This is a genomic window from Streptomyces sp., from assembly GCF_035645055.1.
GTDB lineage: Bacteria > Actinomycetota > Actinomycetes > Streptomycetales > Streptomycetaceae > Streptomyces.
The window spans coordinates 1-25,771 of sequence record NZ_DASQNH010000093.1; the positions used below are offsets into that span (position 1 = coordinate 1).

21 protein-coding genes are annotated in these 25,771 nt (G+C 69.2%); 6 read left to right on the forward strand and 15 right to left on the reverse strand.

Going from position 1 to position 25,771, the window contains the following annotated elements; translation table 11 throughout:
• Positions 1-304 precede the first annotated feature (304 nt).
• From VE614_RS29550 to thyX, 3 genes are all read right to left on the reverse strand, one after another.
• Positions 305-1,990 (reverse strand): ribonuclease J, encoded by a 1,686-nt coding sequence (locus VE614_RS29550; RefSeq protein WP_324943936.1) that lies wholly within the window; start codon positions 1,988-1,990, stop codon positions 305-307.
• A 160-nt stretch (positions 1,991-2,150) separates the two neighbouring features.
• A complete protein-coding gene (gene dapA / locus VE614_RS29555; RefSeq protein ID WP_324943939.1) occupies positions 2,151-3,050 on the reverse strand; it encodes a 4-hydroxy-tetrahydrodipicolinate synthase in 900 nt (299 codons plus the stop codon).
• A 207-nt stretch (positions 3,051-3,257) separates the two neighbouring features.
• Positions 3,258-3,998: an FAD-dependent thymidylate synthase gene (gene thyX / locus VE614_RS29560; protein ID WP_324943942.1), complete on the reverse strand. Its 741-nt coding sequence runs from the start codon at positions 3,996-3,998 to the stop codon at positions 3,258-3,260.
• A gap of 150 nt (positions 3,999-4,148) precedes the next feature.
• On the opposite strand from thyX, the gene VE614_RS29565 reads away from it, so the two are divergent.
• On the forward strand, positions 4,149-4,388 hold the full coding sequence (locus tag VE614_RS29565) for a hypothetical protein (protein WP_324943945.1): 240 nt from the start codon (positions 4,149-4,151) through the stop codon (positions 4,386-4,388).
• Between the two features lie 101 nt (positions 4,389-4,489).
• Positions 4,490-5,044, forward strand: a complete 555-nt coding sequence (locus VE614_RS29570) for a hypothetical protein (RefSeq protein ID WP_324943949.1) — start codon at positions 4,490-4,492, stop codon at positions 5,042-5,044.
• Positions 5,045-5,115: 71 nt separating this feature from the next.
• Here VE614_RS29570 and VE614_RS29575 read toward each other — a convergent pair whose 3' ends face one another.
• The 5 genes from VE614_RS29575 to rpsO all read right to left on the reverse strand — a co-directional run bounded on the left by VE614_RS29575 (position 5,116) and on the right by rpsO (position 10,560).
• Positions 5,116-5,568, reverse strand: a complete 453-nt coding sequence (locus VE614_RS29575; protein ID WP_324943952.1) for a hypothetical protein — start codon at positions 5,566-5,568, stop codon at positions 5,116-5,118.
• A gap of 8 nt (positions 5,569-5,576) precedes the next feature.
• Positions 5,577-6,329, reverse strand: coding sequence for a 4-hydroxy-tetrahydrodipicolinate reductase (gene dapB / locus VE614_RS29580; protein WP_324943954.1), 753 nt, complete (start codon positions 6,327-6,329; stop codon positions 5,577-5,579).
• 25 nt (positions 6,330-6,354) lie between these two features.
• Positions 6,355-7,734 carry a pitrilysin family protein gene (locus VE614_RS29585; protein WP_324943957.1) on the reverse strand — a complete coding sequence of 460 codons (1,380 nt, stop codon included), beginning with the start codon at positions 7,732-7,734 and terminating at the stop codon, positions 6,355-6,357.
• Positions 7,731-9,953 carry a polyribonucleotide nucleotidyltransferase gene (locus tag VE614_RS29590; RefSeq protein WP_324943960.1) on the reverse strand — a complete coding sequence of 741 codons (2,223 nt, stop codon included), beginning with the start codon at positions 9,951-9,953 and terminating at the stop codon, positions 7,731-7,733. Before VE614_RS29590 ends, VE614_RS29585 begins: the two co-directional genes overlap by 4 nt.
• Positions 9,954-10,272: 319 nt before the next feature.
• Positions 10,273-10,560: a 30S ribosomal protein S15 gene (rpsO, locus tag VE614_RS29595; RefSeq protein WP_004924725.1), complete on the reverse strand. Its 288-nt coding sequence runs from the start codon at positions 10,558-10,560 to the stop codon at positions 10,273-10,275.
• A 267-nt stretch (positions 10,561-10,827) separates the two neighbouring features.
• Between rpsO and VE614_RS29600 the strand changes: the two genes are divergently transcribed.
• Complete coding sequence (locus VE614_RS29600; RefSeq protein ID WP_324943967.1) at positions 10,828-11,103, forward strand: DUF397 domain-containing protein; 276 nt, start codon at positions 10,828-10,830, stop codon at positions 11,101-11,103.
• 70 nt (positions 11,104-11,173) lie between these two features.
• Here VE614_RS29600 and VE614_RS29605 read toward each other — a convergent pair whose 3' ends face one another.
• Complete coding sequence (locus VE614_RS29605; protein ID WP_324943970.1) at positions 11,174-12,691, reverse strand: PQQ-binding-like beta-propeller repeat protein; 1,518 nt, start codon at positions 12,689-12,691, stop codon at positions 11,174-11,176.
• A 22-nt stretch (positions 12,692-12,713) separates the two neighbouring features.
• Positions 12,714-14,222: a type VII secretion integral membrane protein EccD gene (gene eccD, locus VE614_RS29610; RefSeq protein ID WP_324943995.1), complete on the reverse strand. Its 1,509-nt coding sequence runs from the start codon at positions 14,220-14,222 to the stop codon at positions 12,714-12,716.
• Between the two features lie 342 nt (positions 14,223-14,564).
• Between eccD and eccCa the strand changes: the two genes are divergently transcribed.
• A complete protein-coding gene (gene eccCa / locus VE614_RS29615; RefSeq protein ID WP_324943973.1) occupies positions 14,565-18,539 on the forward strand; it encodes a type VII secretion protein EccCa in 3,975 nt (1,324 codons plus the stop codon).
• A 370-nt stretch (positions 18,540-18,909) separates the two neighbouring features.
• On the opposite strand, the gene VE614_RS29620 is transcribed toward eccCa, so the two are convergent.
• From VE614_RS29620 to VE614_RS29640, 5 genes are all read right to left on the reverse strand, one after another.
• Positions 18,910-19,209 (reverse strand): WXG100 family type VII secretion target, encoded by a 300-nt coding sequence (locus VE614_RS29620; protein ID WP_324943976.1) that lies wholly within the window; start codon positions 19,207-19,209, stop codon positions 18,910-18,912.
• Positions 19,210-19,298: 89 nt separating this feature from the next.
• Positions 19,299-19,649 (reverse strand): hypothetical protein, encoded by a 351-nt coding sequence (locus tag VE614_RS29625; RefSeq protein WP_324943979.1) that lies wholly within the window; start codon positions 19,647-19,649, stop codon positions 19,299-19,301.
• A gap of 143 nt (positions 19,650-19,792) precedes the next feature.
• Complete coding sequence (locus tag VE614_RS29630) at positions 19,793-21,055, reverse strand: S8 family serine peptidase (protein ID WP_324943982.1); 1,263 nt, start codon at positions 21,053-21,055, stop codon at positions 19,793-19,795.
• Positions 21,056-21,152: 97 nt separating this feature from the next.
• Positions 21,153-22,967: a hypothetical protein gene (locus VE614_RS29635; protein ID WP_324943986.1), complete on the reverse strand. Its 1,815-nt coding sequence runs from the start codon at positions 22,965-22,967 to the stop codon at positions 21,153-21,155.
• A gap of 2 nt (positions 22,968-22,969) precedes the next feature.
• Positions 22,970-23,242, reverse strand: a complete 273-nt coding sequence (locus VE614_RS29640; RefSeq protein ID WP_324943989.1) for a hypothetical protein — start codon at positions 23,240-23,242, stop codon at positions 22,970-22,972.
• A 750-nt stretch (positions 23,243-23,992) separates the two neighbouring features.
• On the opposite strand from VE614_RS29640, the gene VE614_RS29645 reads away from it, so the two are divergent.
• Together VE614_RS29645 and VE614_RS29650 are read left to right on the forward strand one after the other, a co-directional pair.
• Positions 23,993-24,511 carry a hypothetical protein gene (locus VE614_RS29645; protein ID WP_324943992.1) on the forward strand — a complete coding sequence of 173 codons (519 nt, stop codon included), beginning with the start codon at positions 23,993-23,995 and terminating at the stop codon, positions 24,509-24,511.
• A gap of 103 nt (positions 24,512-24,614) precedes the next feature.
• Positions 24,615-25,771: DUF6571 family protein (locus VE614_RS29650; protein ID WP_414719665.1), on the forward strand; the 1,157-nt coding region annotated here is incomplete at its 3' end.

Genomic DNA, 25,771 nt, shown 5'->3' on the forward strand with positions numbered 1-25,771 from the left:
CCCTCTCGGGCTTTCCTCCGGGCGCTTCCCTTCGGTCTTGCGTTTCCGACTCTATCAGATCTTTTCTCGATCCGATTTCCTCGGTGCTTTCCAGGTTCCCGCTCTCGCGTTTCCCTTTCCGGCGGTTCCGACTTTATCAGAGATTCTGAGTCGGATTTCCCGCCCCCTTGAGGGGACTGGATCCGGTGCACGAGGCGGCCGGGTTCCCTCCGGGGCAGGGCCGTAAACGTACTGGAGCGGGGCTCCCCGATGCAAATCGAGGTGCCCCGCTCCCAGTTCGCGCGAACGACGGGTCGTCCGTGGGTCAGACCTCCACGACCACCGGGAGGATCATCGGCCTGCGCCGATAGGTGTCCGAGACCCACTTGCCCAGCGTGCGGCGGATCAGTTGTTGCAGCTGGTGGGGCTCGACCACGCCGTCCTGGGCCGAGCGCTCCAGCACCTCCGTCACCTTCGGCAGGACCGCGTCGAAGGCGGAGTCCTCGATACCGGAGCCGCGTGCCTGGACGTGCGGGCCGCCGGTGATCTTGCCGGTGGAGGAGTCCATGACGACGAAGACCGAGATGATGCCCTCCTCGCCGAGGATCTTCCGGTCCTTCAGCGCCGGCTCGCCGACGTCACCGACCGAGAGGCCGTCGACGTAGACGTATCCCGCCTGGACCTTGCCGGAGATCTTGGCCTTGCCCTCGACGAGGTCGACGGCGACGCCGTCCTCGGCGATGACGATGCGGTCGTGCGGGACGCCGGTCAGGGCGCCCAGCTCGGCGTTGGCGCGCAGGTGGCGCCATTCGCCGTGAACCGGCATCAGGTTCTTCGGGCGGCAGATGTTGTAGAAGTACAGCAGCTCGCCCGCGGAGGCGTGACCGGAGACATGAACCTTGGCGTTGCCCTTGTGGACGACGTTGGCGCCCCAGCGGGTCAGGCCGTTGATCACGCGGTAGACCGCGTTCTCGTTGCCGGGGATCAGCGAGGACGCCAGGATCACCGTGTCGCCGTCGACGATGCGGATCTGGTGGTCGCGGTTGGCCATGCGGGACAGGGCCGCCATCGGTTCGCCCTGGGAGCCCGTGCAGACCAGGACCACCTCGTGGTCCGGGAGGTCGTCGAGGGACCGGACGTCCACGACCAGGCCCGGCGGGACGCGCAGGTAGCCGAGGTCGCGGGCGATGCCCATGTTGCGGACCATGGAGCGCCCGACGAAGGCGACCCGGCGGCCATACTCGTGGGCGGTGTCCAGAATCTGCTGGATGCGGTGGACGTGGCTGGCGAAGCTGGCCACGATGATCCGCTTGCGGGCGTTCCCGAAGACCTGGCGCAGGACGTTGGAGATCTCCCGCTCGGGCGGGACGAAGCCCGGGACCTCGGCGTTCGTGGAGTCGGACAGGAGGAGGTCGATGCCCTCCTCGCTCAGCCGTGCGAACGCGTGCAGGTCGGTGAGGCGGTTGTCCAGCGGAAGCTGGTCCATCTTGAAGTCGCCGGTGTGCACCACCATGCCGGCGGGGGTGCGGATGGCGACCGCCAGGGCGTCCGGGATGGAGTGGTTGACCGCGATGAACTCGCAGTCGAAGGGGCCGAGACGCTCGCGGTCCCCCTCCGCCACCTCCAGGGTGTAGGGGCGGATGCGGTGCTCCTGGAGCTTGGCCTCGATCAGGGCGAGGGTCAGCTTGGAGCCGATCAGCGGGATGTCCGGCTTCTCGCGCAGCAGGAACGGGACGCCGCCGATGTGGTCCTCGTGGCCGTGGGTGAGGACGATGCCGTCGATGTCGTCGAGGCGGTCCCGGATGGACGAGAAGTCCGGCAGGATCAGGTCGATTCCGGGCTGCTCCTCCTCGGGGAAGAGCACTCCGCAGTCGACGATCAGCAGGCGGCCGCCGTACTCGAAGACCGTCATGTTGCGGCCGATCTCGCCGAGGCCGCCGAGCGGGGTGACGCGCAGGCCGCCCGCGGGCAGCGGCGGGGGCGAGCCGAGTTCAGGGTGCGGATGACTCAAAAGACTCTCCTCAAACACGCGCGCCACGTACCGGTGGGGCACGTGGCGCGCGTGACGTTCGTGCAGAAGCAGTTGTCGTTGTGGGTGCAGGCACCGGTGGCCTGCGTTATTCAGTTGTGGAGCTCGTTCCTGCGAAGCGTCGGCTTCACGAAGTCTTGTGTCAGAGCTGTACCCCGCCGGCAGCGAGATCGATCTTGAGCTGCTCGATCTCCTGGGCGGTGAGTTCGACCATCGGCGGGCGCAGCGGTCCACCGGGCAGGCCCTGGAGGGTGAGCGCGGCCTTGGTGGTCATGACGCCCTGGGTGCGGAACATGCCGGTGTAGACCGGGAGCAGCTTCTGGTGGATCTCGGTGGCCTTCTGGACGTCGCCGGAGACGAAGGCCTCGACGAGGGCGCGCAGGTCCGGGGTGACCACATGGCCGACGACGGAGACGAAGCCGACCGCGCCCACGGAGAGCAGCGGCAGGTTCAGCATGTCGTCGCCTGAGTACCAGGCGAGGCCGGACTGGGCGATGGCCCAGCTGGCGCGGCCGAGGTCGCCCTTGGCGTCCTTGTTGGCGACGATCCGCGGGTGGTCGGCGAGGCGGACCAGCGTCTCGGTGCTGATCGGGACGCCGCTGCGGCCGGGGATGTCGTAGAGCATGACCGGCAGCTCGGCGGCGTCGGCGACGGCCTTGAAGTGCCGGTAGAGGCCCTCCTGCGGGGGCTTGTTGTAGTACGGCGTGACGACGAGCAGGCCGTGCGCGCCGGTCTTCTCGGCGGCGCGGGCCAGCTCGATGCTGTGGTGGGTGTCGTTGGTGCCGACGCCGGCCACGATGTGGGCACGGTCGCCGACCGCCTCCAGGACCGCTCGTACGAGGTCCGATTTCTCCGCGTCGCTGGTGGTCGGGGACTCGCCGGTGGTGCCGTTGATGATCAGGCCGTCGTTGCCTGCGTCCACCAGGTGCGTGGCGAGCCGCTGCGCGCCATCGAGGTCGAGTGCGCCGTCCGCCGTGAAGGGCGTGACCATGGCGGTGAGGACCCGCCCGAAGGGGGTCTGCGGAGTGGAGGTCGGAGCCATGGGTTACACGCTACTCGTTGCGTAAGGCGAGGTCTGCCCTCGGGGGGAGGGATACGTCATGACAAAGGCGGATCCCGGCACTGCCTGCTCGGGGGTTCAAGCAGTGCCGGGTCCGTTGATCAGGCTAGATGAACTTCACTAAATGCCGCAATACGGACACTTCGCGCGGCTGACCGTACATCTGTGCTCGCCCGGGGAACGGATGCGCTACGGCGCCACGCGTCCGTTCGCGTTGAAGGCGGCGTAGGTGAGCGGCATGAGCTTGGCCCACTCCGCCTCCATCTTCTCGCCGACCATCTCGATCTCCCGCTGCGGGAACGACGGCACCTTGGCCAGCTCGTGCTGGGTGCGCAGGCCGAGGAAGTGCATCAGCGAGCGCGCGTTACAGGTGGCGTACATCGAGGAGAACAGGCCGACGGGGAGGACCGTGCGGGCGACCTCGCGGGCGACGCCCTCGGCGAGGAGCTTCTGGTAGGCGGCGTACGCCTGCTGGTAGGACTCGTCGAGCACCCGGTGGACCGTGTCGTACTGAGCCGGCGTTCCCTCGACGAAGGTGTACTTGCCCGGGCGGCCCTCCTGGACCAGCTTGCGGGATGCGTCGGGGACGTAGAAGACCGGCTCCAGCTCGCGGTACCGGCCCGACTCCTCGTTGTACGACCAGCCGACGCGATGCCGCATGAACTCGCGGAAGACGAAGATCGGGGCACTGATCAGGAACGTCATCGAGTTGTGCTCGAAGGGGCTGCCGTGCCGGTCCCTCATCAGGTAGTTGATCAGCCCCTTGGAGCGCTCGGGGTCCTTCTGGAGCTCGGCGAGGGACTGCTCACCGAGGGTCGAGACACGAGCGGCGAAGAGGACGTCCGAGTCGGACGCGCTGGACTTCACCAGCTCGACCGTGACGTCACTGCGCAGGGTGATGTCGGAGTGGGGGGCGTCAGCGGAGGTCAAGAGGATCCTTCCCATCACGGCGGGGGTGCGGCGTCCACTTTACTCAGTGCCATACAGGAAGTTTTTCCCGGTAATCGGGCACTTCTCCGGGTACTCACGCGTCTGTGTTGATGACAACATCCCCATCCTCGGAGAGGAGCTAGTCCCTCTATGTTCCGTCGGCGCGAGCCCGTGCCCTTCGCCTTCGTCGCCGAAGCCGACCGGTTCCGCAGCAATGTCACTCCCCCGCCCCGTGCGCGGGCTTCCCTCGGTGAGCTGGCCGGGCGCACACTGCTGGGCCTGACCATCGTCGCCGCGCTGGTGGGGTCCCTGGTGGTGGGGATGCCGGCGCTGGAGCTCGACCAGGCGTCCACCCCGGCCCAGCAGTCACAGGCGTCCGACGGGCGCTGAGCCGGGACTGACTCGGACGGCCCCCCTAGGGTGGTGGGCCGGCACCCGGGTCGATAGCCTCACCGGGCACAGCCCACGCCCGGATCGAGTGAGGACCCGACGTGCCCCTGCCCTTTCTGACGGCCGACCGAGCCTTCGAGGCGGCGGACGATGTCGCGCTGCCGTTCGATGACCGAGACCGCTGGCGACGCCCCTACCGGCCCGGTCCCTGGCGGGTGGGCGTGGCGGCGATCTGGCTGCTGCTCGCCTCGTACGTGCTGTTCGCGGCGGTCGTCATCGCGCTGACCGGCACCCTGGCGGAGGGCGGGGCGGTCTTCGGCATCGCGCTGGTGATGATCGCCGTGGCCCTGCGGATGCTGCGCGTGGGCGTGTGGGTGAGCGAGCGGGGGCTGCGCCGGGTGGGCTTCTTCCGCACCCGCACGGTCTCCTGGGACCGGGTGGTCGCCGTGCGGACGGCGCAGCAGCCGGTGCGCTGGCTGGGGTTGCCGCGCGCGGTGCAGGGTCAGGCGCTGACCCTTGTCCGCCGTGACCGGGCCGCGGAGGATCTGCCGCCGCTGCTGACCACGCACAGCGCCGACTTCCTGGCCCGGGCCGAGGCGTTCGACCGTGCGGCGGACGCCGTGGAGGCGTGGGCGGCGGAGTACGGACGCGGCTGATCCGGACGCATGCGGGAGAGGGGCCGGTCCGCGCGACGCGGACCGGCCCCTCTCGTCGTGGGTGGTGCGGCTCAGGCCTCGACGGTCCTGCCGTCGTGCAGGGCGATGGCGCGTTGCATCGCCTTGCGGGCGCGCGGGGTGTCGCGGGCGTCGTGGTAGGCGACGGCGAGGCGGAACCAGGTGCGCCAGTCGTCCGGTGCCGCCTCGGTCTCGGCCCGGCGCCGGGCGAACACCTCGTCCGCCGAGTCGCGGTCGATCCGGCCGCTGGGCAGGCGCTTCAGCTCGTCGACGGGGAGTCCGCCCTCGGCGTCGAGTTCGGCGGCGAGGGCGTTGGCCTTGCGGACGAACTGGGTGTTCTTCCACAGGAACCACAGCCCGATGACCGGCAGGATCAGCACCGCGACACCGAAGGTCACGGTGAGCAGGGTGCCGGTCTGGATGAGCAGGACGCCTCGGCTGCCGACCAGGAGGAAGTAGAACACCAGGACGGCGGCCGTGACGGCGTAGGACAGCTTGGCTCGCATGGTGCCGGTCAGCCCAGTTCCAGGAAGTTTTCCAGGCCGAAGGTGAGACCCGGGGTGGTCACCACGCGGCGGGCGCCCAGCAGGATGCCGGGCATGAAGCTGCTGTGATGCAGCGAGTCGTGCCGGATGGTGAGGGTCTCGCCCTCGCCGCCCAGCAGGACCTCCTGGTGGGCCAGGAGGCCGCGCAGGCGGACCGCGTGGACGGGCACGCCGTCGACGTCCGCGCCCCGCGCGCCGTCCAGGGCGGTCGCCGTGGCGTCCGGAGCCGGGGCGGTGCCGGCGGCGCGCCGGGCCTCGGCGATGAGCTGGGCGGTGCGGGTGGCGGTGCCGCTGGGGGCGTCCACCTTGTTCGGGTGGTGCAGCTCGACCACCTCGACCGACTCGAAATAGGGCGCCGCGATCTGCGCGAACTTCATGGTCAGGACGGCCCCGATGGAGAAGTTCGGGGCGATGAGGACGCCCGTCTCCGGGGAGTCGGCCAGCCAGCCGTTCAGCTGCGCGAGACGGTCCTCGGTCCAGCCCGTCGTACCCACGACGGCGTGGATGCCGTTGCGTACGCAGAACTCGAGGTTGGCCATCACCGAGTCGGGCGTGGTCAGCTCGACGGCGACCTGGGCGCCCGCCGCGGTCAGCGTCTCCAGCGTGTCGCCCCGGCCGAGGGCGGCCACCAGCTCCATGTCCTCGGCGGCCTCGACCGCCCGGACCGCCTCGGATCCGATCCGGCCCTTGGCGCCGAGGACCGCCACGCGCAGCTTGCTCATCTTGTTGCTTCCTAACGGGAGGTGACTAGGCCACGGCGTCGTGCAGCCGCGCGGCCTGCTTGTCCTTCAGCGGGCCGATGACCGACAGCGAGGGCCGTCGGCCCAGGATGTCGCGGGCGACCGCGCGGACGTCGTCCGGGGTGACCGAGGCTATCCGGGCCAGCATGTCGTCGACGGACATCTGCTCGCCCCAGCACAACTCGCTCTTGCCGATACGGTTCATCAGCGCGCCGGTGTCCTCCAGGCCGAGGACGGTGGAGCCGCGCAGCTGACCGATGGCGCGGTCGATCTCTTCGTCGGCCAGCCCGTGCTCAGCCACGTGGTCCAGCTCGTCGCGGCAGATCTTCAGCACATCGTGCACCTGCGACGGGCGGCAGCCCGCGTACACGGCGAACAGGCCGCAGTCGGCGAAGCCCGAGGTGTACGAGTACACGCTGTAGGCCAGGCCGCGCTTCTCGCGGACCTCCTGGAAGAGCCGGGACGACATGCCGCCGCCGAGGGCGGTGTTGAGCACGCCCAGGGCCCAGCGGCGCTCGTCCGTGCGGGCCAGGCCGGGCATGCCGAGCACGACATGCGCCTGCTCGGTCTTGCGGCCGAGCAGCTCGACACGGCCGGCGGTGCGCACGGTGCGCTGCCCGGTGCGCGGGCCGATCGGCCGGGCGTCCAGGTCCTTCAGCGCGCCGGCCTTCTCGAAGGCGGCGCGGACCTGGCGTACGACCTGGTTGTGGTCGATGTTGCCGGCGCAGGCGACCACCAGGTGGGTGGGGTCGTAGTGCTTCTTGTAGAAGCGGCGGATGCGGTCGGCGGTCAGGGCGTTGACCGTGTCGACGGTGCCGAGGACCGGGCGGCCGAGGGGGTTGTCGCCGAACATGGTGTGCGCGAACAGGTCGTGCACACAGTCGCCCGGGTCGTCCTCGGTCATGGCGATCTCTTCGAGGATGGCGCCGCGCTCGACGTTGACGTCCTCTTCGAGGATCAGGGAGTCCGTGAGCATGTCGCAGACGACGTCGATGGCGAGCGGCAGGTCGGTGTCGAGCACGCGCGCGTAGTAGCACGTGTACTCCTTGGCCGTGAACGCGTTCATCTCGCCGCCGACCGCGTCGAGGGCGGAGGAGATGTCCAGGGCGCTTCTCTGCTGCGTGCCCTTGAAGAGCAGGTGCTCCAGGTAGTGCGTGGCGCCGTTCAGCGCCGGGGTCTCGTCGCGGGAGCCGACGTGTGCCCAGATGCCGAAGGTGGCGGAGCGGACCGAGGGCAGGGTCTCGGTGACGATGCGCAAGCCCCCCGGGAGGGTGGTCTTGCGGACCGTGCCGATGCCGTTCATGCCCTTGATGAGGGTTTGGGTACGGGCGACGGCCCGCGCCTCCGAGGAGGTGCGGGCCGTCGCCTTGGAGCCACGGGACGTCACTGGTCGGCGTCGTCCTTCGTCGTCTCGTCGGAACCTTCCTCGCCCTCGACCACGGGGATCAGGGAGAGCTTGCCGCGGGAGTCGATCTCGGCGATCTCGACCTGGACCTTCTGGCCCACGCCGAGGACGTCCTCGACGTTCTCCACGCGCTTGCCGCCGGCCAGCTTGCGGATCTGCGAGATGTGCAGCAGACCGTCCTTGCCGGGCAGCAGGGAGACGAACGCGCCGAACGTGGTCGTCTTCACGACCGTGCCCAGGTACCGCTCGCCGACCTCGGGCATCGTCGGGTTGGCGATGCCGTTGATCGTGGCTCGGGCGGCCTCGGCGGACGGGCCGTCGGCGGCACCGATGTAGATCGTGCCGTCGTCCTCGATCGTGATCTCGGCGCCCGTGTCCTCCTGGATCTGGTTGATCATCTTGCCCTTGGGGCCGATGACCTCACCGATCTTGTCGACCGGGATCTTCACGGTGATGATCCGCGGCGCGTTCGGGGACATCTCGTCGGGCCGGTCGATGGCCTCCATCATCACGTCGAGGATGTGGAGACGCGCGTCGCGGGCCTGCTTGAGGGCGGCGCCCAGGACGGACGCCGGGATGCCGTCCAGCTTGGTGTCGAGCTGGAGGGCGGTCACGAACTCCTTGGTGCCGGCGACCTTGAAGTCCATGTCACCGAAGGCGTCCTCCGCACCGAGGATGTCGGTGAGGGTGACGTAGTGCGTCTCGCCGTCGATCTCCTGGGAGATCAGGCCCATGGCGATACCGGCGACCGGGGCCTTCAGCGGCACACCGGCGTTCAGCAGCGACATGGTGGAGGCGCAGACCGAGCCCATGGAGGTCGAGCCGTTCGAGCTGAGCGCCTCGGACACCTGACGGATCGCGTAGGGGAACTCCTCGCGGGTCGGCAGGACCGGCACCAGGGCGCGCTCGGCGAGGGCGCCGTGACCGATCTCGCGGCGCTTCGGGGAGCCGACGCGGCCGGTCTCGCCGGTGGAGTACGGCGGGAAGTTGTAGTTGTGCATGTAGCGCTTGCGGGTCACCGGGGAGAGGGTGTCCAGCTGCTGCTCCATGCGGAGCATGTTCAGGGTGGTGACGCCCAGGATCTGGGTCTCGCCACGCTCGAACACGGCGGAGCCGTGGACCCGCGGGATGGCCTCGACCTCGGCGGCCAGGGTGCGGATGTCCGTCAGGCCGCGGCCGTCGATCCGCTTCTTCTCCTTGATCACGCGCTCGCGGACCAGCTGCTTGGTGAGCGAGCGGTACGCGGCGGAGATCTCCTTCTCGCGGCCCTCGAACTCCGGCAGGAGCTTCTCGGCGGCGAGCGCCTTGACGCGGTCCAGCTCGGACTCGCGCTCCTGCTTGCCGGCGATGGTCAGCGCCTGGGCCAGCTCGGGCTTGACGGCGGCGCTCAGCGCCTCGAAGACGTCGTCCTGGTAGTCCAGGAAGATCGGGAACTCGGCGGTCGGCTTGGCGGCCTTGGACGCGAGGTCCGACTGGGCCTTGCAGAGCACCTTGATGAAGGGCTTCGCGGCCTCCAGACCGGCGGCGACGACCTCCTCGGTCGGCGCCTCGGCACCGCCCTCGACCAGCTTGATGGTCTTCTCGGTGGCCTCGGCCTCGACCATCATGATCGCGACGTCGCCGTCCTCCAGGACGCGGCCCGCGACGACCATGTCGAAGACGGCGTCCTCGAGCTCGGTGTGCGTCGGGAAGGCCACCCACTGGCCGCGGATCAGCGCGACGCGGACGCCGCCGATCGGGCCGGAGAAGGGCAGGCCGGCCAGCTGCGTGGACGCGGACGCGGCGTTGATCGCCACGACGTCGTACAGGTGGTCGGGGTTGAGCGCCATGATCGTGGCGACGACCTGGATCTCGTTGCGCAGGCCCTTCTTGAAGGACGGGCGCAGCGGGCGGTCGATGAGGCGGCAGGTGAGGATCGCGTCCTCGGAGGGCCGGCCCTCACGGCGGAAGAAGCTGCCGGGGATCTTGCCGGCGGCGTACATCCGCTCCTCGACGTCCACCGTCAGCGGGAAGAAGTCGAGCTGGTCCTTGGGCTGCTTGGAGGCGGTGGTGGCCGACAGCACCATGGTGTCGTCGTCCAGGTACGCCACGGCGGAACCGGCGGCCTGCTTGGCCAGGCGGCCCGTCTCGAAGCGGATGGTGCGGGTACCGAAAGAGCCGTTGTCGATGACGGCCTCGGCGTAGTGGGTCTCGTTCTCCACTAGCGATCTCTCCGTTTACTTGTCGTCTTTCGTCCCTCGTCTGCCCGTGTGGCAGGGGGACAGTCCCGGAGATGCGCGCCGTGCTGTGCGGGCCGGTCTTCGATCGAAGCACCCGGGGCTCGCTTCCCCCCGGGGGCCACTACCGAGGACCGGCGGCGGCTAGGTGCGCTTCTCCTCGTTCTTGTGTCGCACGTCGTTCTGCGCCGTGCGACACGCGTTACATGCGTTGTGCTACCACACTACAAAGGTGCAGTGACAGTCCGCACGTACAGCAAAGGGAGCGGCCCCCTCAGGTGGGAACCGCTCCCTGCACGCCGAATTACTTGGCGCCCGCCGCACCGCGGCGGATGCCGAGGCGGTCGACCAGCGCACGGAAGCGCTGGATGTCCTTCTTGGCGAGGTACTGCAGCAGGCGGCGGCGCTGACCGACCAGGATCAGCAGGCCCCGGCGGGAGTGGTGGTCGTGCTTGTGGGTCTTCAGGTGCTCCGTCAGGTCGGAGATCCGACGGGAGAGCAGAGCGACCTGGACCTCGGGGGAGCCGGTGTCACCCTCCTTGGTACCGAACTCGGAGATGATCTGCTTCTTCACTGCGGCGTCGAGCGACACGCGTACTCCTCATAGTCTGTGAGTGGCCACCGAGTGCCCCCGGTCTGCTTCTCGGGGGATCTTCCGTGACTCGGAAGGCGGGGATCCGCTGGGCGCGGCCTCCAGAGCGGTACTCCGGGAGCGCGTACACAAACGGCCGTCACTCAGGGTACCAGCAGGTGGACGCCGCCCGTCCCGCGGTCCCGGAACCGGCCCGGCGGCGGGGACGCGGCCACTAGGGTGAGCCGTTGTACAGGGTCGAGCACGCGGGGAAGGGGCCGGTGCGGCATGGCGGAGACGGAAGCGGAGATCAAGGCGCGCAAGGAGCGGGAGCGGGACGAGCTGTACGCCCTCGACATCTCCGGGGTCGAGTGGCACGGCGCGCCGGGCACCGAGGAGCACGAGGAACGCGTCGAGATCGCTTATCTGCCGGGCGGCGCCGTGGCCATGCGGTCCTCGCTCGACCCGGGCACCGTGCTGCGGTACACCGAGGCGGAGTGGCGGGCGTTCGTGCTGGGGGCGCGGGACGGAGAGTTCGATCTGGAGCCCAGCTCCGGAGAGTAGAGGGTGGCGGTGACGGACGTACGCGCGCGTGAGGCCTGTTTTCCAGCCCCACGCGCGCGTACGTCGCGTTTCACGGCTTCTTCGTCGTGGCGCTCTCGATGCCCAGGGCCAGCCACACCCACGCCTTTCCGTCGGCGTCCGGCGGCAGCTCGGCCGTCTTGGCGCCGAAGAAGACGCGGCCGTTCTGGACGACGACGTCCGCCAGGCTCATGGAGAGCAGGCTCCAGCCCTCCGACGGCAGGTCGAAGTAGAAGTACGGGGTCTCCGCGCCGGTCCTCGGGTTCAGGCTCACCAGGGCCGTGGGTGAGATGTGGTCGCTGCTCTCGCGCAGCGCGAGGAGCTGGTCGCCGCTCATCCGCAGGGGGCGGAGCAGGGCGTTGGGCCCGGACTCGAACTTCTTGACGGAGTTCCCGGTGGCCAGGTCGAAGCCGATGATCCAGTTGGCGTTGTTGACCAGGTCGCCCTGTTCCTTGCTGGTCAGGAAGACCTGCCCGGCGCCCACCGCGACGGACGGGCACTCGTCGGCGGCGAGATGGTCGACCTCGTCGGTGCACTCGGCGACGTACGCGCCGTTCTGCAGCGGGACGGTGCTGAGGTACTCGCCTCGCTCGTCGAGCGAGATGATCTCGGTGATGCCGACGTCGCCGGCGGCGGTGGCGAGGACCGCGGGGTCGCTGGAGACGATGCGGACGTCCTTGACGCCGTCGGCGGGCTCGTACGTCCACCGGGTCGTGCCGCTCTTCGGGTCGAGAGCGCGCACCGTGTAGGTGCGCACCTCGCTCAGCGGGGCGTCCTCCCGCCAGCAGCTGTACCGGACGACGAGGGCACGGCCGCCGCCCGCCCCGCTGGAGGAGCAGTTCTCGCCCGACGTCACCCGCCAGCGCCGCTTGCCGCCGTCCATGTCGTACGCGTCCGTGCCGCGGCCCCAGGTCACCGCGACCGTGGCGTGGGTCAGGGTGACTCCCGGGGTCTGCTGGCTGTTCGCGTCGTCGGGCGCGCCGAAGCCGTTCCCCGAGACCGGGAACTCGGTCTGCCACACCAGCTTGCCGTCGTCCAGGTCGACGAAGGCGACATGGTTGCAGAGGGAGTCCTTGTCCTCGCCGGCCCGGAACAGCACGGCCGTCCTGTTCTCGACGGTGACATGCCGCGTCTTGCCGCAGATCGGTCCGCCCAGCGGGAGCTTCCAGGCCTCGTCGCCCACGGCGGCGTCCGAGCCCATCCGCAGACCGATGAGGGTCTTGTTGACGCCCTTGGCGAGGATCTTGTCCGTGGCCCACAGGCCCGGCATCTCGTAGCGCTCGCCAGGGCCCATGTCGTCGGCGGAGAAGCGTACGGCCATGGCGCCCCGGGAGCCGGCCGGGCGCCGCTCGACGGTCTCCCGGACATCGAGCCGGTGCTGGGCCGGCGCGGCCGCCGGCTTGCCGTCGTCCGATGCCTTCCCCGGCCACCACAGCCAGGCGCCGGCGGACAGCGCCAGCGCCACGACGGCGGCCACGGCGGCGAGCAGGACCGCCCGGCGCTTCCTGCGCTGCCGGTCCGCCGTCACGGAGGACTGGGTGTACACGGACGGGGGCGGGCCGAAGCTCATGGGGGTGTGCCTTTCCTCGGTCTCAGTTGCCGGCCATCGACCGCGCGGACGCGTACACGTCGAACACGGCGAGCGCCAGCGGGACCAGCGTCAGCAGGACGAAGGTCTCGGCGATCTCCACGAAGCGGCCCCAGAAGGGCGTGACGCCGCTGCGCGGGGCGATCAGACCGATCGCGGTCAGCAGGGCGGCGGTCGCGGCGATCGCGGCGGCCAGCCAGACCGAACGGATGTCGAGGCCGGTGGTGTCGCCCTGGAGGGCGTCGCGCAGGTAGGCGTTCGGCGGGTTGAGGGCGAGGCCGAGGCCGAGGAAGACGAGGGCGGCGAGACCGGCGGCGAGGGTGGCACCGACCTGCGCGGTGTAGCGGAACAGGTGGGCCCGCATCAGCATGGCGATGCCGGTGGCCAGGGCGAGCAGCTGCGCCCAGACGTTGTCGGAGAAGCCGAGGACGATCGACGCGCCGACGGTGACGAGCGCGCAGCCGCCGACGAGACCGACCAGCAGTTCATGGCCGCGGCGGACCTGGGCGGCGATGCGCTGCTGGTCGACGGGCTCCTGCGGGGCGGTCTCCTCGTCGGTGTAGCCACGGCCGGGGCTGGGCGGTTCGAAGCCGATGGGCAGCCGGGCGAAGCGCATGGACAGGCCGGGCAGGAAGGCGAGGGCGCAGACCGCGAGCGGCGCGCAGACGGCGGCCGTCTCGATCGGCTTCAGGTGCGTGAGGATCGCGAGGAACGTGGTGAGCAGGCCGATCGCGGACGCGAACACGAACGCCACGAACGGGCCGTCGCCGCTGGGCGACACCAGCGTGAGCACCAGGGCGGCGACGAGGACGGCCGCGCACGCGAGCAGGAACTGGAGCCGTCCGATGCCCTGCCCCTCCGACAGCGGGAGCAGTCCTGACCCCGCCACGGCGATGTTCGGCAGCGCGCCGAGGCCGAGCGCGACCGCCGAGCCGCGGTCGTCGTAGACCCGCGCGCGGACGCAGGCGAGGGTGACCAGGAGGGCGCCGGCGACGGCGGCGAGGATGCCCTGGAGGCTGTGCATGTCGTGGCGGATCTGCGAGTTCCAGACCACGAAGGCGAGCAGCGCGGGCAGGATCCCGCCGGCGACCAGGCCCGCGGCGCGGGTGAGCGTGCCGCTCCACAGCGTGCGGTCCTCGGTGACGGCGGTGGCCACCGCCTCCGAGACGTCGTCGAAGACGGCGGGCGGCAGCGACTCGGCGAACGGACGCAGCGTCAGCAGCTCGCCGTCGAGGATGCGCTGGGCGGCGAAGGAGCGGGATCCGTCGAGGACGGTGCCGTCCCGGCGTACGAGGTGGTAACCGACCGGGGCGCCCTCGGCGGAGGTCTGCCGGGACAGCCGCAGGATCTCCGGGTAGAGGTCGGCGACTGCCACGTCGTCGGGCAGTGCCACGTCGATGCGGCTGTCGGGCGCCACGATGGTGACCCGGCAGAATCCGAATCCGGTGCCCGCCCCGGAAGGGGCTCCGGTGCCCGATCCGCCGGTCGCGCCGGTCGGCGCGGAGGCCGTCATGCTCACCTGCTGTTCCCCCTCGTCGGTGGTGACGGCGGTCGCGGCGCCGAGCGCGCGACCGCCTGTAACGATCTTGTGTACGTTGTGCCGCACCGCCCCGCGCCACCGGTAACGCACCGCGTTGCCCGTCAGCAGCCGGTCCCGGTGCGGGAAGCACTCGCTTCGAACAGTGCTGATTGCCCGGTTCTGCGGGGCCCGATTCGCAACTGCTCACACGACCCACGGGCACCCTACCGCCCACCGATGTCAGTGGTTGTCAGTAGGATCGCGCTTCGCGACCGACGTTCGCCGGACACGGGGCGGCGAGCGGAACGGTCGGTCCGGCAAGGGAATTGGTGCGAAGTGAGCCACATCGTCGTCAAGCGCCCACCGAGGGCTCTGCCGCGGGAAGTGCCCACGAACGAGGTCGTGTTGCAGCCTCCGCCGGAGCTTCCGCGCGGGGAGCGCGAAGGCGCCCTGATGCAGCTTCTGCCCATGCTCGGCATGGGTGGATCCGTGGTGTTCTTCTTCAACCCGCAGGCCCAGCCCTTCATGAAGATCATGGGCATGGTGATGATCGCCTCGACGATCGCCATGGGCATCGCGATGCTGATCCGTCACCGGCGCGGCACCCAGGGTCAGATCGCCGACATCCGCCGCGACTACCTGCGCTATCTGTCGCAGACCCGCCGGGCGGCGCAGCAGACCGCCAAGGTCCAGCGCGACGCCCAGTACTACCTGCACCCTTCACCGGAGCAACTGTGGGCACTGGTCGCCGAGGGCAGCCGGGTGTGGGAGCGCCGCGCGGGCGACGAGGACTTCGGGCAGGTCCGCGTGGGCCTCGGCCCGCAGGCCCTGGCGACGCCGCTGGTCCCGCCGGAGAGCGCCCCGGTGGACCAGCTGGAGCCGCTGACGGCGGGCGCCATGCAGCGCTTCGTGGCCACCCACAGCACCCTCGACGACCTGCCCATGGCGGTCTCGCTGCGGGCCTTCTACCACGTGTCGATCAGCGGTGAGCCGGTCACCGTGCGCGGCGCCGCCCGTGCGGTCACCGCCTCCCTCGCCTCGCTGCACTCCCCCGAGGACCTGGTCATCGCCGTCGCCACCGGGCGCGAGTCCGCGCCCGAGTGGGAGTGGGCCAAGTGGCTGCCGCATGTGCAGGCCAAGGGCGAGGCGGACGGCGCCGGCAGCATGCGGCTGATCACCACCGATCCGGTCGCGCTGGAAGACCTGCTGGGCGCTCGGCTCCAGGGCCGGCCGCGCTTCCACCCGAGCGCCCCGCCGGTGCCCGAGCAGCCGCACCTGGTGGTCGTCCTCGACGGTGTCTCCCTGCCGCCGACCTCACTTCTGGCCAGCCCGGAGGGGCTCCAGGGCGTCACGGTCCTGGAGGTGGTGCCCGGCGACCTCACCACCGGACGCGGCGATCTGTCCATCGTCGTGCACCCGCGCGAGCTGCGCCTGGAGTCGGCGCACGGCATGGTCTACGAGGGCACGCCCGACGTCCTGTCCTACGAGGCGGCGGAGGCCCTGGCCCGTCAGCTTGCGCCGCTGCGGGTGGCGTCCGGCGGGGACGACGACGAACCGCTGCTCGCCAACCTGGAGTTCACCGACCTGCTGAACCTCGGCGACGCGGCGGCCGTCGACCCGCGCCGCACCTGGCGGCCGCGCTCGCAGTCCGAACGGCTGCGGGTGCCGATCGGTGTCGGCGAGGACGGCCGGCCCGTGATGCTCGACCTCAAGGAGGCGGCGCAGGAGGGCATGGGCCCGCACGGCCTGTGTGTCGGCGCGACCGGTTCCGGCAAGTCGGAGCTGCTGCGCACGCTGGTCCTCGGCCTCGCGGTCACGCACTCCTCCGAGACGCTGAACTTCGTCCTCGCGGACTTCAAGGGCGGTGCGACGTTCGCGGGCATGTCCCAGATGCCGCACGTGGCCGCGGTCATCACCAACCTCGCCGACGACCTGACCCTCGTCGACCGCATGGGCGACTCCATCCGCGGTGAGCTGAACCGCCGCCAGGAGATGCTGCGCGACGCGGGCAACTACGCCAACATCCACGCCTACGAGAAAGCCCGCGCGGCCGGTGCCGCGCTCCAGCCGATCCCCTCGCTGGTCCTCGTCATCGACGAGTTCAGCGAGCTGCTCACCGCCAAGCCGGACTTCATCGAGATGTTCGTGCAGATCGGCCGTATCGGCCGCTCGCTCGGCGTGCACCTGCTCCTCGCCTCGCAGCGCCTGGAGGAGGGCCGCCTGCGCGGCCTGGAGACCTACCTCTCGTACCGGATCGGTCTGCGCACCTTCTCGGCGGCCGAGTCACGCGCCGCGATCGGCGTGCCGGACGCCTACGAGCTGCCGAACGTGCCCGGTTCCGGCTTCCTGAAGTTCGGCACGGACGAGATGGTCCGCTTCAAGGCGGCGTACGTCTCCGGCGTGTACCGCTCCAGCTCCCAGCAGGCGGCGGCGTTCGGCGGCCCGCTCCCGGTGGACCGCAGGCCCGTCCTCTTCACGGCGTCCCAGGTGCCCGTCCAGTACGCGGCGGTGCCGCGGCAGCGCCAGGAGGAGGAGCCCGACCAGACCGACGACGCGCTCGCCGACACCGTGCTCGACGTCATCGTGCGGCGGCTGGAGGCGCAGGGCCCGGCGGCCCACCAGGTGTGGCTGCCGCCGCTGGACAGCCCGCCGTCGCTGGACTCCCTGCTGCCCGGCCTGGCCGCGGTGCCCGGACGCGGCCTCACCCAGCCCGGCTACGAGGGCGCGGGACGGCTCGTCATCCCCGTCGGCCTCGTCGACAAGCCGTACGAGCAGCGCCGTGACCCGCTGTGGACCGACTTCGGCGGCGCGGCCGGCCACATGCAGATCCTCGGCGGCCCGCAGTCCGGCAAGTCGACCCTGCTGCGCTCGATCATCGCGTCGTTCGCGCTCACCCACACCCCGCAGGAGGTGCAGTTCTACGGGCTGGACTTCGGTGGTGGCGGTCTGTCCTCGGTGGCGGGCCTGCCGCACGTCGGCGGCGTGGCCTCGCGCCTCGACCCGGAGAAGGTGCGCCGCACGGTCGCCGAGGTGTACGGCATCATGACCCGCCGCGAGGAGTACTTCCGGACCGCCGGCATCTCCTCCATCGCCGAGTTCCGCGCCCGGCGCGCCCGCGGGGACATCTCCACCACCGACCAGCCGTGGGGCGATGTCTTCCTGGTCATCGACGGCTGGGGCAACTTCCGCACGGACTACGACGGCCTGGAGCCGGCCGTCCTCGACATCGCCGCCCGCGGCCTCGGCTACGGCATGCACCTCGTCCTCACCGCCTCGCGCTCCATGGAGGTCCGCTCCAACCTCAAGGACCACCTGATGAACCGTCTGGAGCTGCGGCTCGGCGACCCCATGGACTCCGAGTTCGACCGCAAGGTCGCGGCCAACGTGCCGACCGGCGTCCCCGGCCGGGGCCAGACCCCGCAGCGGCAGCACTTCATGGCGGCGGTCCCGCGCATCGACGGGCTGTCCTCCGACACGGACCTGGCCGAGGCGACGCAGGCGCTCGCGGCCGAGGTCTCCCGGCACTGGCAGCAGCCCGGAGCCCCGGAGGTCCGTCTGCTCCCCCGCGAGTTCCCGGCGCAGCAGCTCCCGCCCGGGAACCGCTTCCCGAACCGGGGCATCGCCTTCGCGCTCGACGAGGACAACCTCGAGCCGGTGTTCGTGGACTTCGAGCAGGACCCGTTCTTCCTCGTCTTCGGCGAGAGCGAATCCGGCAAGTCCAACCTGCTCAAGCTGCTCATCCAGCGCCTCACCGAGCGCTACGACGGCAACGAGGCGAAGCTCTTCGTGGTCGACAACCGGCGCTCCCTGCTCGGGGTGACCCCCACCTCGCATCTGGCCGAGTACATCCCCATGTCCAACCAGATGCAGCACCACATGGACGCGCTGGCCAACCTGATGCAGCGCCGCACGCCGACGGCCGACGTCACGCCCGCGCAGCTGCGCGACCGCAGCTGGTGGCAGGGCCCGACGGTGTACATCGTCATCGACGACTACGACCTGGTGTCCACCTCCAGCGGCAACCCGCTGTCCGGCCTCACGGAGCTGCTCCCGTTCGCCCGGGACGTCGGCGTCCGTTTCATCATCGCCCGCTCCACCGCGGGCGCGGGCCGGGCCGGCTACGAGCCGTTCATGCAGCGCATGAAGGAACTCGGCGCCCAGGGCGTGGTCCTCGCCGGCGACCCGAACGAGGGCGACCTGCTGGGCGGGGTACGGCCGCGGCCGATGCCCGCGGGGCGGGGAGTCTTCGTGTCGCGCAAGCGGGGGAAGCCGCTGGTTCAGGTGGGGTTGGTGCCGGACGCTCTTCAGTGACGGGCACGACGTGCCCGTCACCCGGCCGCGGGGCCGCTTCCGCTTCGGCGGGGCGGCCCTGTGTCGTTGCGAGGCCGGGGCCAGAAAACCGGCAGGGCGTGGAGCGGGGCGCCGTTGACGACGAAGGCTCGGTTGCCGCCGTCGGCCAGGTCGTCGCGGCCGGCTTCGGGGAGCATGAGGACGGGCCCGGTGTCGGCGCCCGACTGGGACCTCCAGAGCTGGACCGTCACCGGGCCCATTCCCTACCCGCGATCAGCTCGGTCATGGTGGCGCCGTGGCCGGTGTTACTCGCCCCGTGCCCGGCATGACAGCAGGGTGGGCGCCTCCCGCGCGCGCCCACCCTGAAATCGCTCTGCCGACCTGCCGTCTTCTACAGGAAGTAGCTGGCGGCCTTCTTGTCGCCTTCCATGTACGTACCGCCGGACTGGCCGACGACGTGACCGATGCCCGTCAGGGCCTGGTGGATGTCGTTGGCTTCCTTGTCCCAGCGGGCCAGCTTCTCGTTGAAGCCGTCCTGGGCCTGGCCCGCCCAGTACTGCTTGCTGCTCTCGACCATGCGGCGGAGCTCCGCCAGGTCCTGCTCGAGCGCCTTCGCCTCGTTGCCGATGTTGGTGGCCGCGAAGTCCAGCGCGTCGTAAGAGACGGAAAGTCCGTCACCGTTGAGGCCCATGCCTGCCTACCTCGTCTCGTTCGTATACCGGGTGATGCGGTGTGGAGTGCCGTACGCGTCGTCTGAACCGATCTCTCGGTTCAGACCGCTCACATCGAGTTGAAAGCAGACGACTGAACCGTGGGAGCACCGTCGTTGAGGCTGATGCGGTTGACCGCCGCGCGCACCTCGTCTTCCTTGGTGTCCTTGATGTTGCGGGTCATGGTCATGGCTTCCATGACCTCACCGAGGATGTTGCCGATGCCCCGCAGCGACTCGTTGATCGCGTACTGCTTCTTGTCGAACTCGGCGCGGCCGATACCCTGCCACTGCCCGCCCTCGAGGCTGTCGATGACGCCCTGGAGGTTGTGCACCCGCTTGCGGATGTTCTCGTACTTCTCGTACATCTGCTTCTGCAGCTTGATTACTGCTGCATCTTCGAGCTTCTGGTCCATAGCCATGGCCAGCCATCCCTTCCACTGTCTGTTATCCGGTCGATTGGTACCGCGTCCGGGCCTCGACGAGGCGGACGCGGTGCTGAGGCCGAACCGAAGGCCCCATGGCCCGGGGCCAGGTGTTCACTCGGCTCGGGCGGCTGGTCCAGTCACCTCGCGCGCCGCGCCCGCAGTACGGCGGCACCGGCACCGCCGATCACGATCACTGCGGCTGCGGCGCCCAGGGCGATCCACAGGGTGTTGCTGTCGTCTTCGGCGGCTGCCGCCTCCGCGTTCGATCCTGCCGCCGAGGCGTCGCCGGCTGAACCCTTCTCGGGGGCCTGTGACGCGCCTGATGCAGAACCGGAGGGGTCGGACGAGGAGTTGTCGGCGTTCTCCGTGTTGTCGGTGTCGGTGTTGCTCGCGTCCCGCGCCCCGGCCTTGGCGAGCACGTCACCGCCGTTCACCTTCGCCAGCGGGTCCACGTCCGGCGCGCCGGCGTCGTAGTTGGGGTCCGCCAGCACGACTCGCGGACGGATGAATCCGTACCCGGCGTACTTGCTCGGCTTGTCCTTCGGCCACGAACGACTGGCGGTGTCGATCAGGGCACGGGTGACCTGGTTGACGGTCCAGTCGGGGTGCGCGGACCAGATGAGGGCGGCGGCGCCGGAAACCAAGGCGGTCGCGTGGCTGGTACCACCTTGCTCACAGTACGAACGGAAGGTGTCGTCGCACCACCCCGGAACCTTGTCACCGGGCGCCGACAGATCGGCAAAGCCTTCGGAGGACTTCTCGGAGAACTTCGACACCGTGTAAGTGGAGTCGACCGCAGCAGTACCGAGCACGTAGGGGTACCTGGCCGGCGCGTCCGGGAAGCCTTCGTTTCCGACCGATGCGACGAGCAGCTTGCCCTTGGACGCGGCGTACTTGATGGCCGCTCTGTCCTCTTCGGACGTCATGCCTCCGAAGGACATGCTGATGATTTTCGCATCACTGTCGGCCGCCGCCCTGAGGACCTTCCACGCGGGCGGCGCCTTCTCGTACTCCTCCGCGCGCGTTTCGAGGCCTTTGAGCGCAATGCGGTAGGGGACGATCTTCGCACCGGGTGCCAGTCCCTGAATGCCTCCGCCCGCGCCCGTCCCGGCGATCAACTCGGCCATGGTCGTGCCGTGGCCGTCGTAGTCCTGGGTGACGTGGTAGTCGACCGCCTTGGAAACTTCGTCGGCCAGAACCTGCCCCTTGAGCGACGGCGTATTCGGATTGACGCCGGTGTCGATCACCGCGACCTTGACGCCTTCGCCGGTGCTGACCTCCCACATCTGCTCGGTCTGCATCGGCCCCAGGTACCACTGCATCGACTGGGCGTCAGCAGCAGCGGCATTCGGCGCCAGCCCTACGCTCACAGCAGCCAGGGCGCCGACGACCGCGCCCACGGCATGGGTTCGTCTACCGGATCGCGTCCCGAGGCGCGCAGGCCGCTCGGCTCGTCGGCTGGTCCCTGACTTCATGGCGTTGTTAGTCCTCTAGCGCTCAGTTGACAATCGGCGGCACGTTACGCCGGGGCTGGTCGGGCAGATTCGTCTCTTCGCCTTCGTCACCGTGCCGACGACGCTGTGCCTCCTGCGCGTCGTCGTCGGGCGCGCCCTCACCAGCACGACGCACAAGGCCCGCACCGCCTCGCGTCATGCCGTTGCGCTCCGCTTGAGCGGCGGAGTTGCGGGCCGTCGGGCTGCCGGACACAGGCTTTGACGCCCCCGTGCCGCCGCCACGAGAGGTCCCCCCTGCCCCCGCACCGGGCCTCGTGCCGGGCTGAGGCGCTCCGAGGACGCCCCGCTGCCCGGGAGTACCCGCCGACGGCCGGGCACTGGCCGTCGGACCGGCTCCGACCACCGTGCCACGGGGAATCTTCGATCCGCCCTTCGCTGTGGCACCACCGGTGACCGTCGGCCGACCTCCGACCACACCGTTTGTACGACCAGCACCCGTGGCCGGTCCGGCGTTTGCTCGCGGGGTGGCCGTACCGGCAGTCCGGGGCGTGCCTCCCGACACCCCTGACTGCCCCATCGGGTACGGCTTCGTCCCGGCCCCGTTTCCCTTGGCGACCGGCTGCCCCGTCGCCGTGGGACGCCCCATCTGGTTCGCACCACCGGGTCCCGTGGCCCGACCCAGCTGGTTCGCGCCACCAGGCCCCGTGGCCCGACCGGTGGCGGGGTTGGTCAAGCTGGGCTGAGTACGCCCCTGGGCCGACGGAGGGATGCGGGGCCCACTCGTTCCACCAGTGGTCCTGCCGTAGGACTTGCCCGGCACCGAAGGCCCAAGGTTGTCGAACGGCCCGGACTGGCCACCGACCGTGGGAGGCGTTCCGGTGAGTGGGGGCGTGTGCCCTGTGATCGGTGTGGTCGTGGTCGGTGGCAGGGTGCCCACGCTGTCGATGTTCGTGCCGACAGCGTCGTCCGGCGGCGTGACCGTTCCCTTGCCGGACGTCGACGGAACAGGCGTTTCGCTCGGGCCGTCCACGCCCGCACGCCCCGATACCTCAGCCGGCGCATCGTAACGAGCGCGCCCCGCGCTCTCCCTGCCGGCTGCGGCAGAGCCGGCCGAGCCGGCCGAGCCGGAGTAACCCTTCTGGGGAGCCGGAGGCACCCCGACATTCGGCATAGGCCGAAACGTCGGAGGCTTCTCCTGCAACGCCGCGAGCTGCTGGCTCGACACCGCGTAGTACGACGCCAACCGGTTCATCTGGTTGATCGCCTCTTGGCGGTCCTTCTCGACCTTTACGGCAGCGTCGTAGTCTTCCTTCTTGGCAGCCTTCTCGGCGTCGGTGAAGCTTTCCGGGCGCTTCGAATTCTTCGGGTCACGGGGCGGCATGGCCTTGCGGACCGAGGCCAGCCCCATGGCTGCGGCAGAGATCTGGTCGCCCGCACTCCCAGCGAACTCGCTGAGGTCCTCCGTGCTCTTGACGAGTGACCGACCCCATTCCCGGAAGTCGGTACCCGCCTGGCCCTTCCATTTCACACGGTCGATACGGCCCTTGAGCTCGTCCGCAGCCGCCTTGATGGCATCGCGGGCATCCCACAGAGCCTTGCCGGACGATTCCAAGTCCTCGGGATCCGTCTGCTCGACCAGGTCGACCATCTTGTTGAGGTCGAGATCCTTCGCCCCGAAGTCTGTGCTGCCGAAGACAGCCTTGCCCTGGGCGGTGGAGCCGACGACCCCTCGCAGAGGGTCGGTCACCAGGCGGGTGAAGAACCCGTTGCCGTGTGGGTGCTCGACGATCCGGGCGACGTCGGCGAAGTTGTTCTGATTGGAGGCCCGCTCCAGGTCTGCCTTGTGTTCATCGGTCATCGTCAGGCTCCCATCCCGGACTTGCCCTCACCGGTGTACTGGCCGCCCTGCTGGCCTTGAATCCGGTCGATCTCCCACTGGATCTCCCAGAAGCGCTGACGCTGCTCGTCCTCGAGCTTGTCGAAGCCGTTGGCCGCGCCCTTGACCGCGATCCCGATCGCCTCGATCTGCAGGTGCAGCGTCTTGGACAGGGTGGTGAGCTGCTCGTGGACACCGTTGTACTGGGTGTACAGGCTGTGGGCCTCCGGGAAGAGACCTGCCCCTCCATTGCTCAAGGACGACGCCTTGATCGTCTGAGCACCCACCCGTGCCGGATTGCCAGCCGATCCTTCGAGATTCCGGAGCACTCCGTCCACCCGTGAGACGAAGTCCTTCAGCAGCTCCCCGCTGACCTCCAGGTCCGCCGCCCGGGCCGCTGACACGCCCCCCGCCATGTCCGCTGGAAGCACGAACGCTCCTCCCCGTTTCCCCGTAACATCCACCGGTCTCGATCAGATCCGACCGGTCACTCGCTCGCCGTACGATCGCAAAGCGAGCTGCGCCAGACAACGCTTTTACCACTCTAGTCAACCTGCTCAACGGGTCCAACCGTGGTGTGTCTTAACTCAGTTACGAGCCAGATGCAGTGCCCACGCTTTGACCGATTTGCCGCTTTGCCTAGGCGCGGCAGGCCCTCAGCGTCCCGCCCCTTCCGTTTCGATCTTTGCGGAACCTCCACGCATGACCCGCCACAGCTCCTCGACGGCAAGCGTGGAGTCAGCTCGTCGGCGCGGCGCGGCAGACTACGGTCGCGCTCCGCACTCACCTCTTCAGGTGACACACCCCGAGCAGCGCGGAGCGGACGCCGTACGCTCGCGCCAATCCGACACTCCCTTGAACCTTCACGTGAGACAAACCGCGCACAACAGACGCGCCCCCAACCCGCCCTGTATCAGATTGCTAACTTGGCCATCACTGCGCACGGGAAGCGCACGAGCCACCAGTTGAAGCTCAGCGGCAAACAGCGCGGGCGAAGGGATCCACCCATGGCATGGGACGAGTGGGAACAGCTCAAGACTCAGGCGGCCGAGCGGCAGTCGACTCAGATGCAGTTGAACCAGCTCGACCCGGGCGACGGCTCCCCTGGCACAGCCGGAGGACCCTCCAAGTACGGCGACCTCAAGGTCCCCAACGCTTCGCTCACCAAGATCAGCAAATCCGCGCACACCCTCTACAACGAGCTGTGGGACAAGGCCCGGATCGCCGTTCCCAGCAGCGACTCCGCCGCGAGCGATCTGTCGAAGCAAGGCTTCGCCCTGGGGGCAGGACTGCAGCATGTGTCGACCCGGTGGGAGCAGCAGCTCAAGTCCTTGATGGACGCCTGCGCACAGATCACGAACCACTTGCAGCGGACCAAGACCATCCACGCTGGTGACGACGGCTACATCATGCGCCAGATGAGCAGCATTGAGCTCCTCGACACCGGCTTCGACGAGCGAGTGGGCCAGCCCGGCGAGAAGAACGACAAGATCTATGGCGAGAAGGACGAGAAGAAGAAGGAGTAGCGGCGAGGGCGATGGCGTGAACGGCACGCCCTGCCTCGCCAAGCCCGCCTGCACCTCACCGACTGAACTCGCCGCTGCTCGACACCTCTGGGAATAGAGACCAATGGACCTCGACACTCTGCGCAACGCCAACTTCAAGCTGCTCGACGATGCAGTCAAGGACTGGTCGAACTTGGTCAAGCACCTCGAGACGCTCAAGAAGGACGCAGAGGATGAATTGCACCAGGCCGCGATCAAAGCGGACTGGGCCGGCGTGAACTCCCAGGTGACGGGTCAGTTCATCGGCAAGACGGCCGGTGAGTTCAGCGACGCGCACACCCAGGCCACTACCATCCACAAGATTCTGGACGACACGCGGAACGAGCTGAAGGACTACCACCAGCAGCTCGTCGACGCGATCGAGGGCGGCCGGAAGAAGAACCTGACGGTCATCGGGTACGAGGGCGGATTCACCGTCACCACGAATGTGCCGCCGGAAGGCCGGGCGGCACAGGACGAGGACAAGCAGTCCGAGATCACGACCCTCCGCGACCAGCTCCAGAAGATCCTCGACAAGGCGACCGAGAGCGACAACTCGGCCAAGACCGTGCTCCAGGCCATCGCCGACCAGAGCAAGCTCGGCTTTTCCGACGCCTCGTACAAGGACCGGGACAGCGCCGCGGAGGCGGTCAAGCAAGCCGACGAGATGGCGAAGCTGGCGAAGAAGGATCCCAAGGACCTCACCGTCAAGGAGTTCGACGATCTTGTCGCCGGGCTCAAGAAGTACGGCAACGACGGTCTGTTCGCCGAACGATTCGCTACGACTCTTGGGCCTGAGAAGACACTTCAGTTCTGGGCTGGTGTCACGGACCCCCATAGGGGCAACTACGACCTGTTCCACGACCGGCGCGATCAGTTGGACGACCTCCAGCACAGCCTGGGGACGACACTCGCCAACGCGACGCAGAGCGACTCGGTTGCGATGACCGAGTGGAAGCGCACCGTGATCGACAACGCCGACAAGTTCATCAACGACAACCGAGGCCCCATGGGCTTCCAAGTCATGAGCAACCTGATGCGTACTGGGGACTACGACGACCAGTTCCTGAAGGAGTACGGCACCAAGCTCATGGCCACTGAGCGCAAGTACACAGGCAACGGGGAGCATGCCAACTCGGTGTGGTTGCACGGGATGCCCACTGGCCCCCAGCTGAACTGGATCGGTGAGGACAGCGGCAACGATCCGCTCACCGGCTACCTGAAGGGCCTGTCCAACAGCCC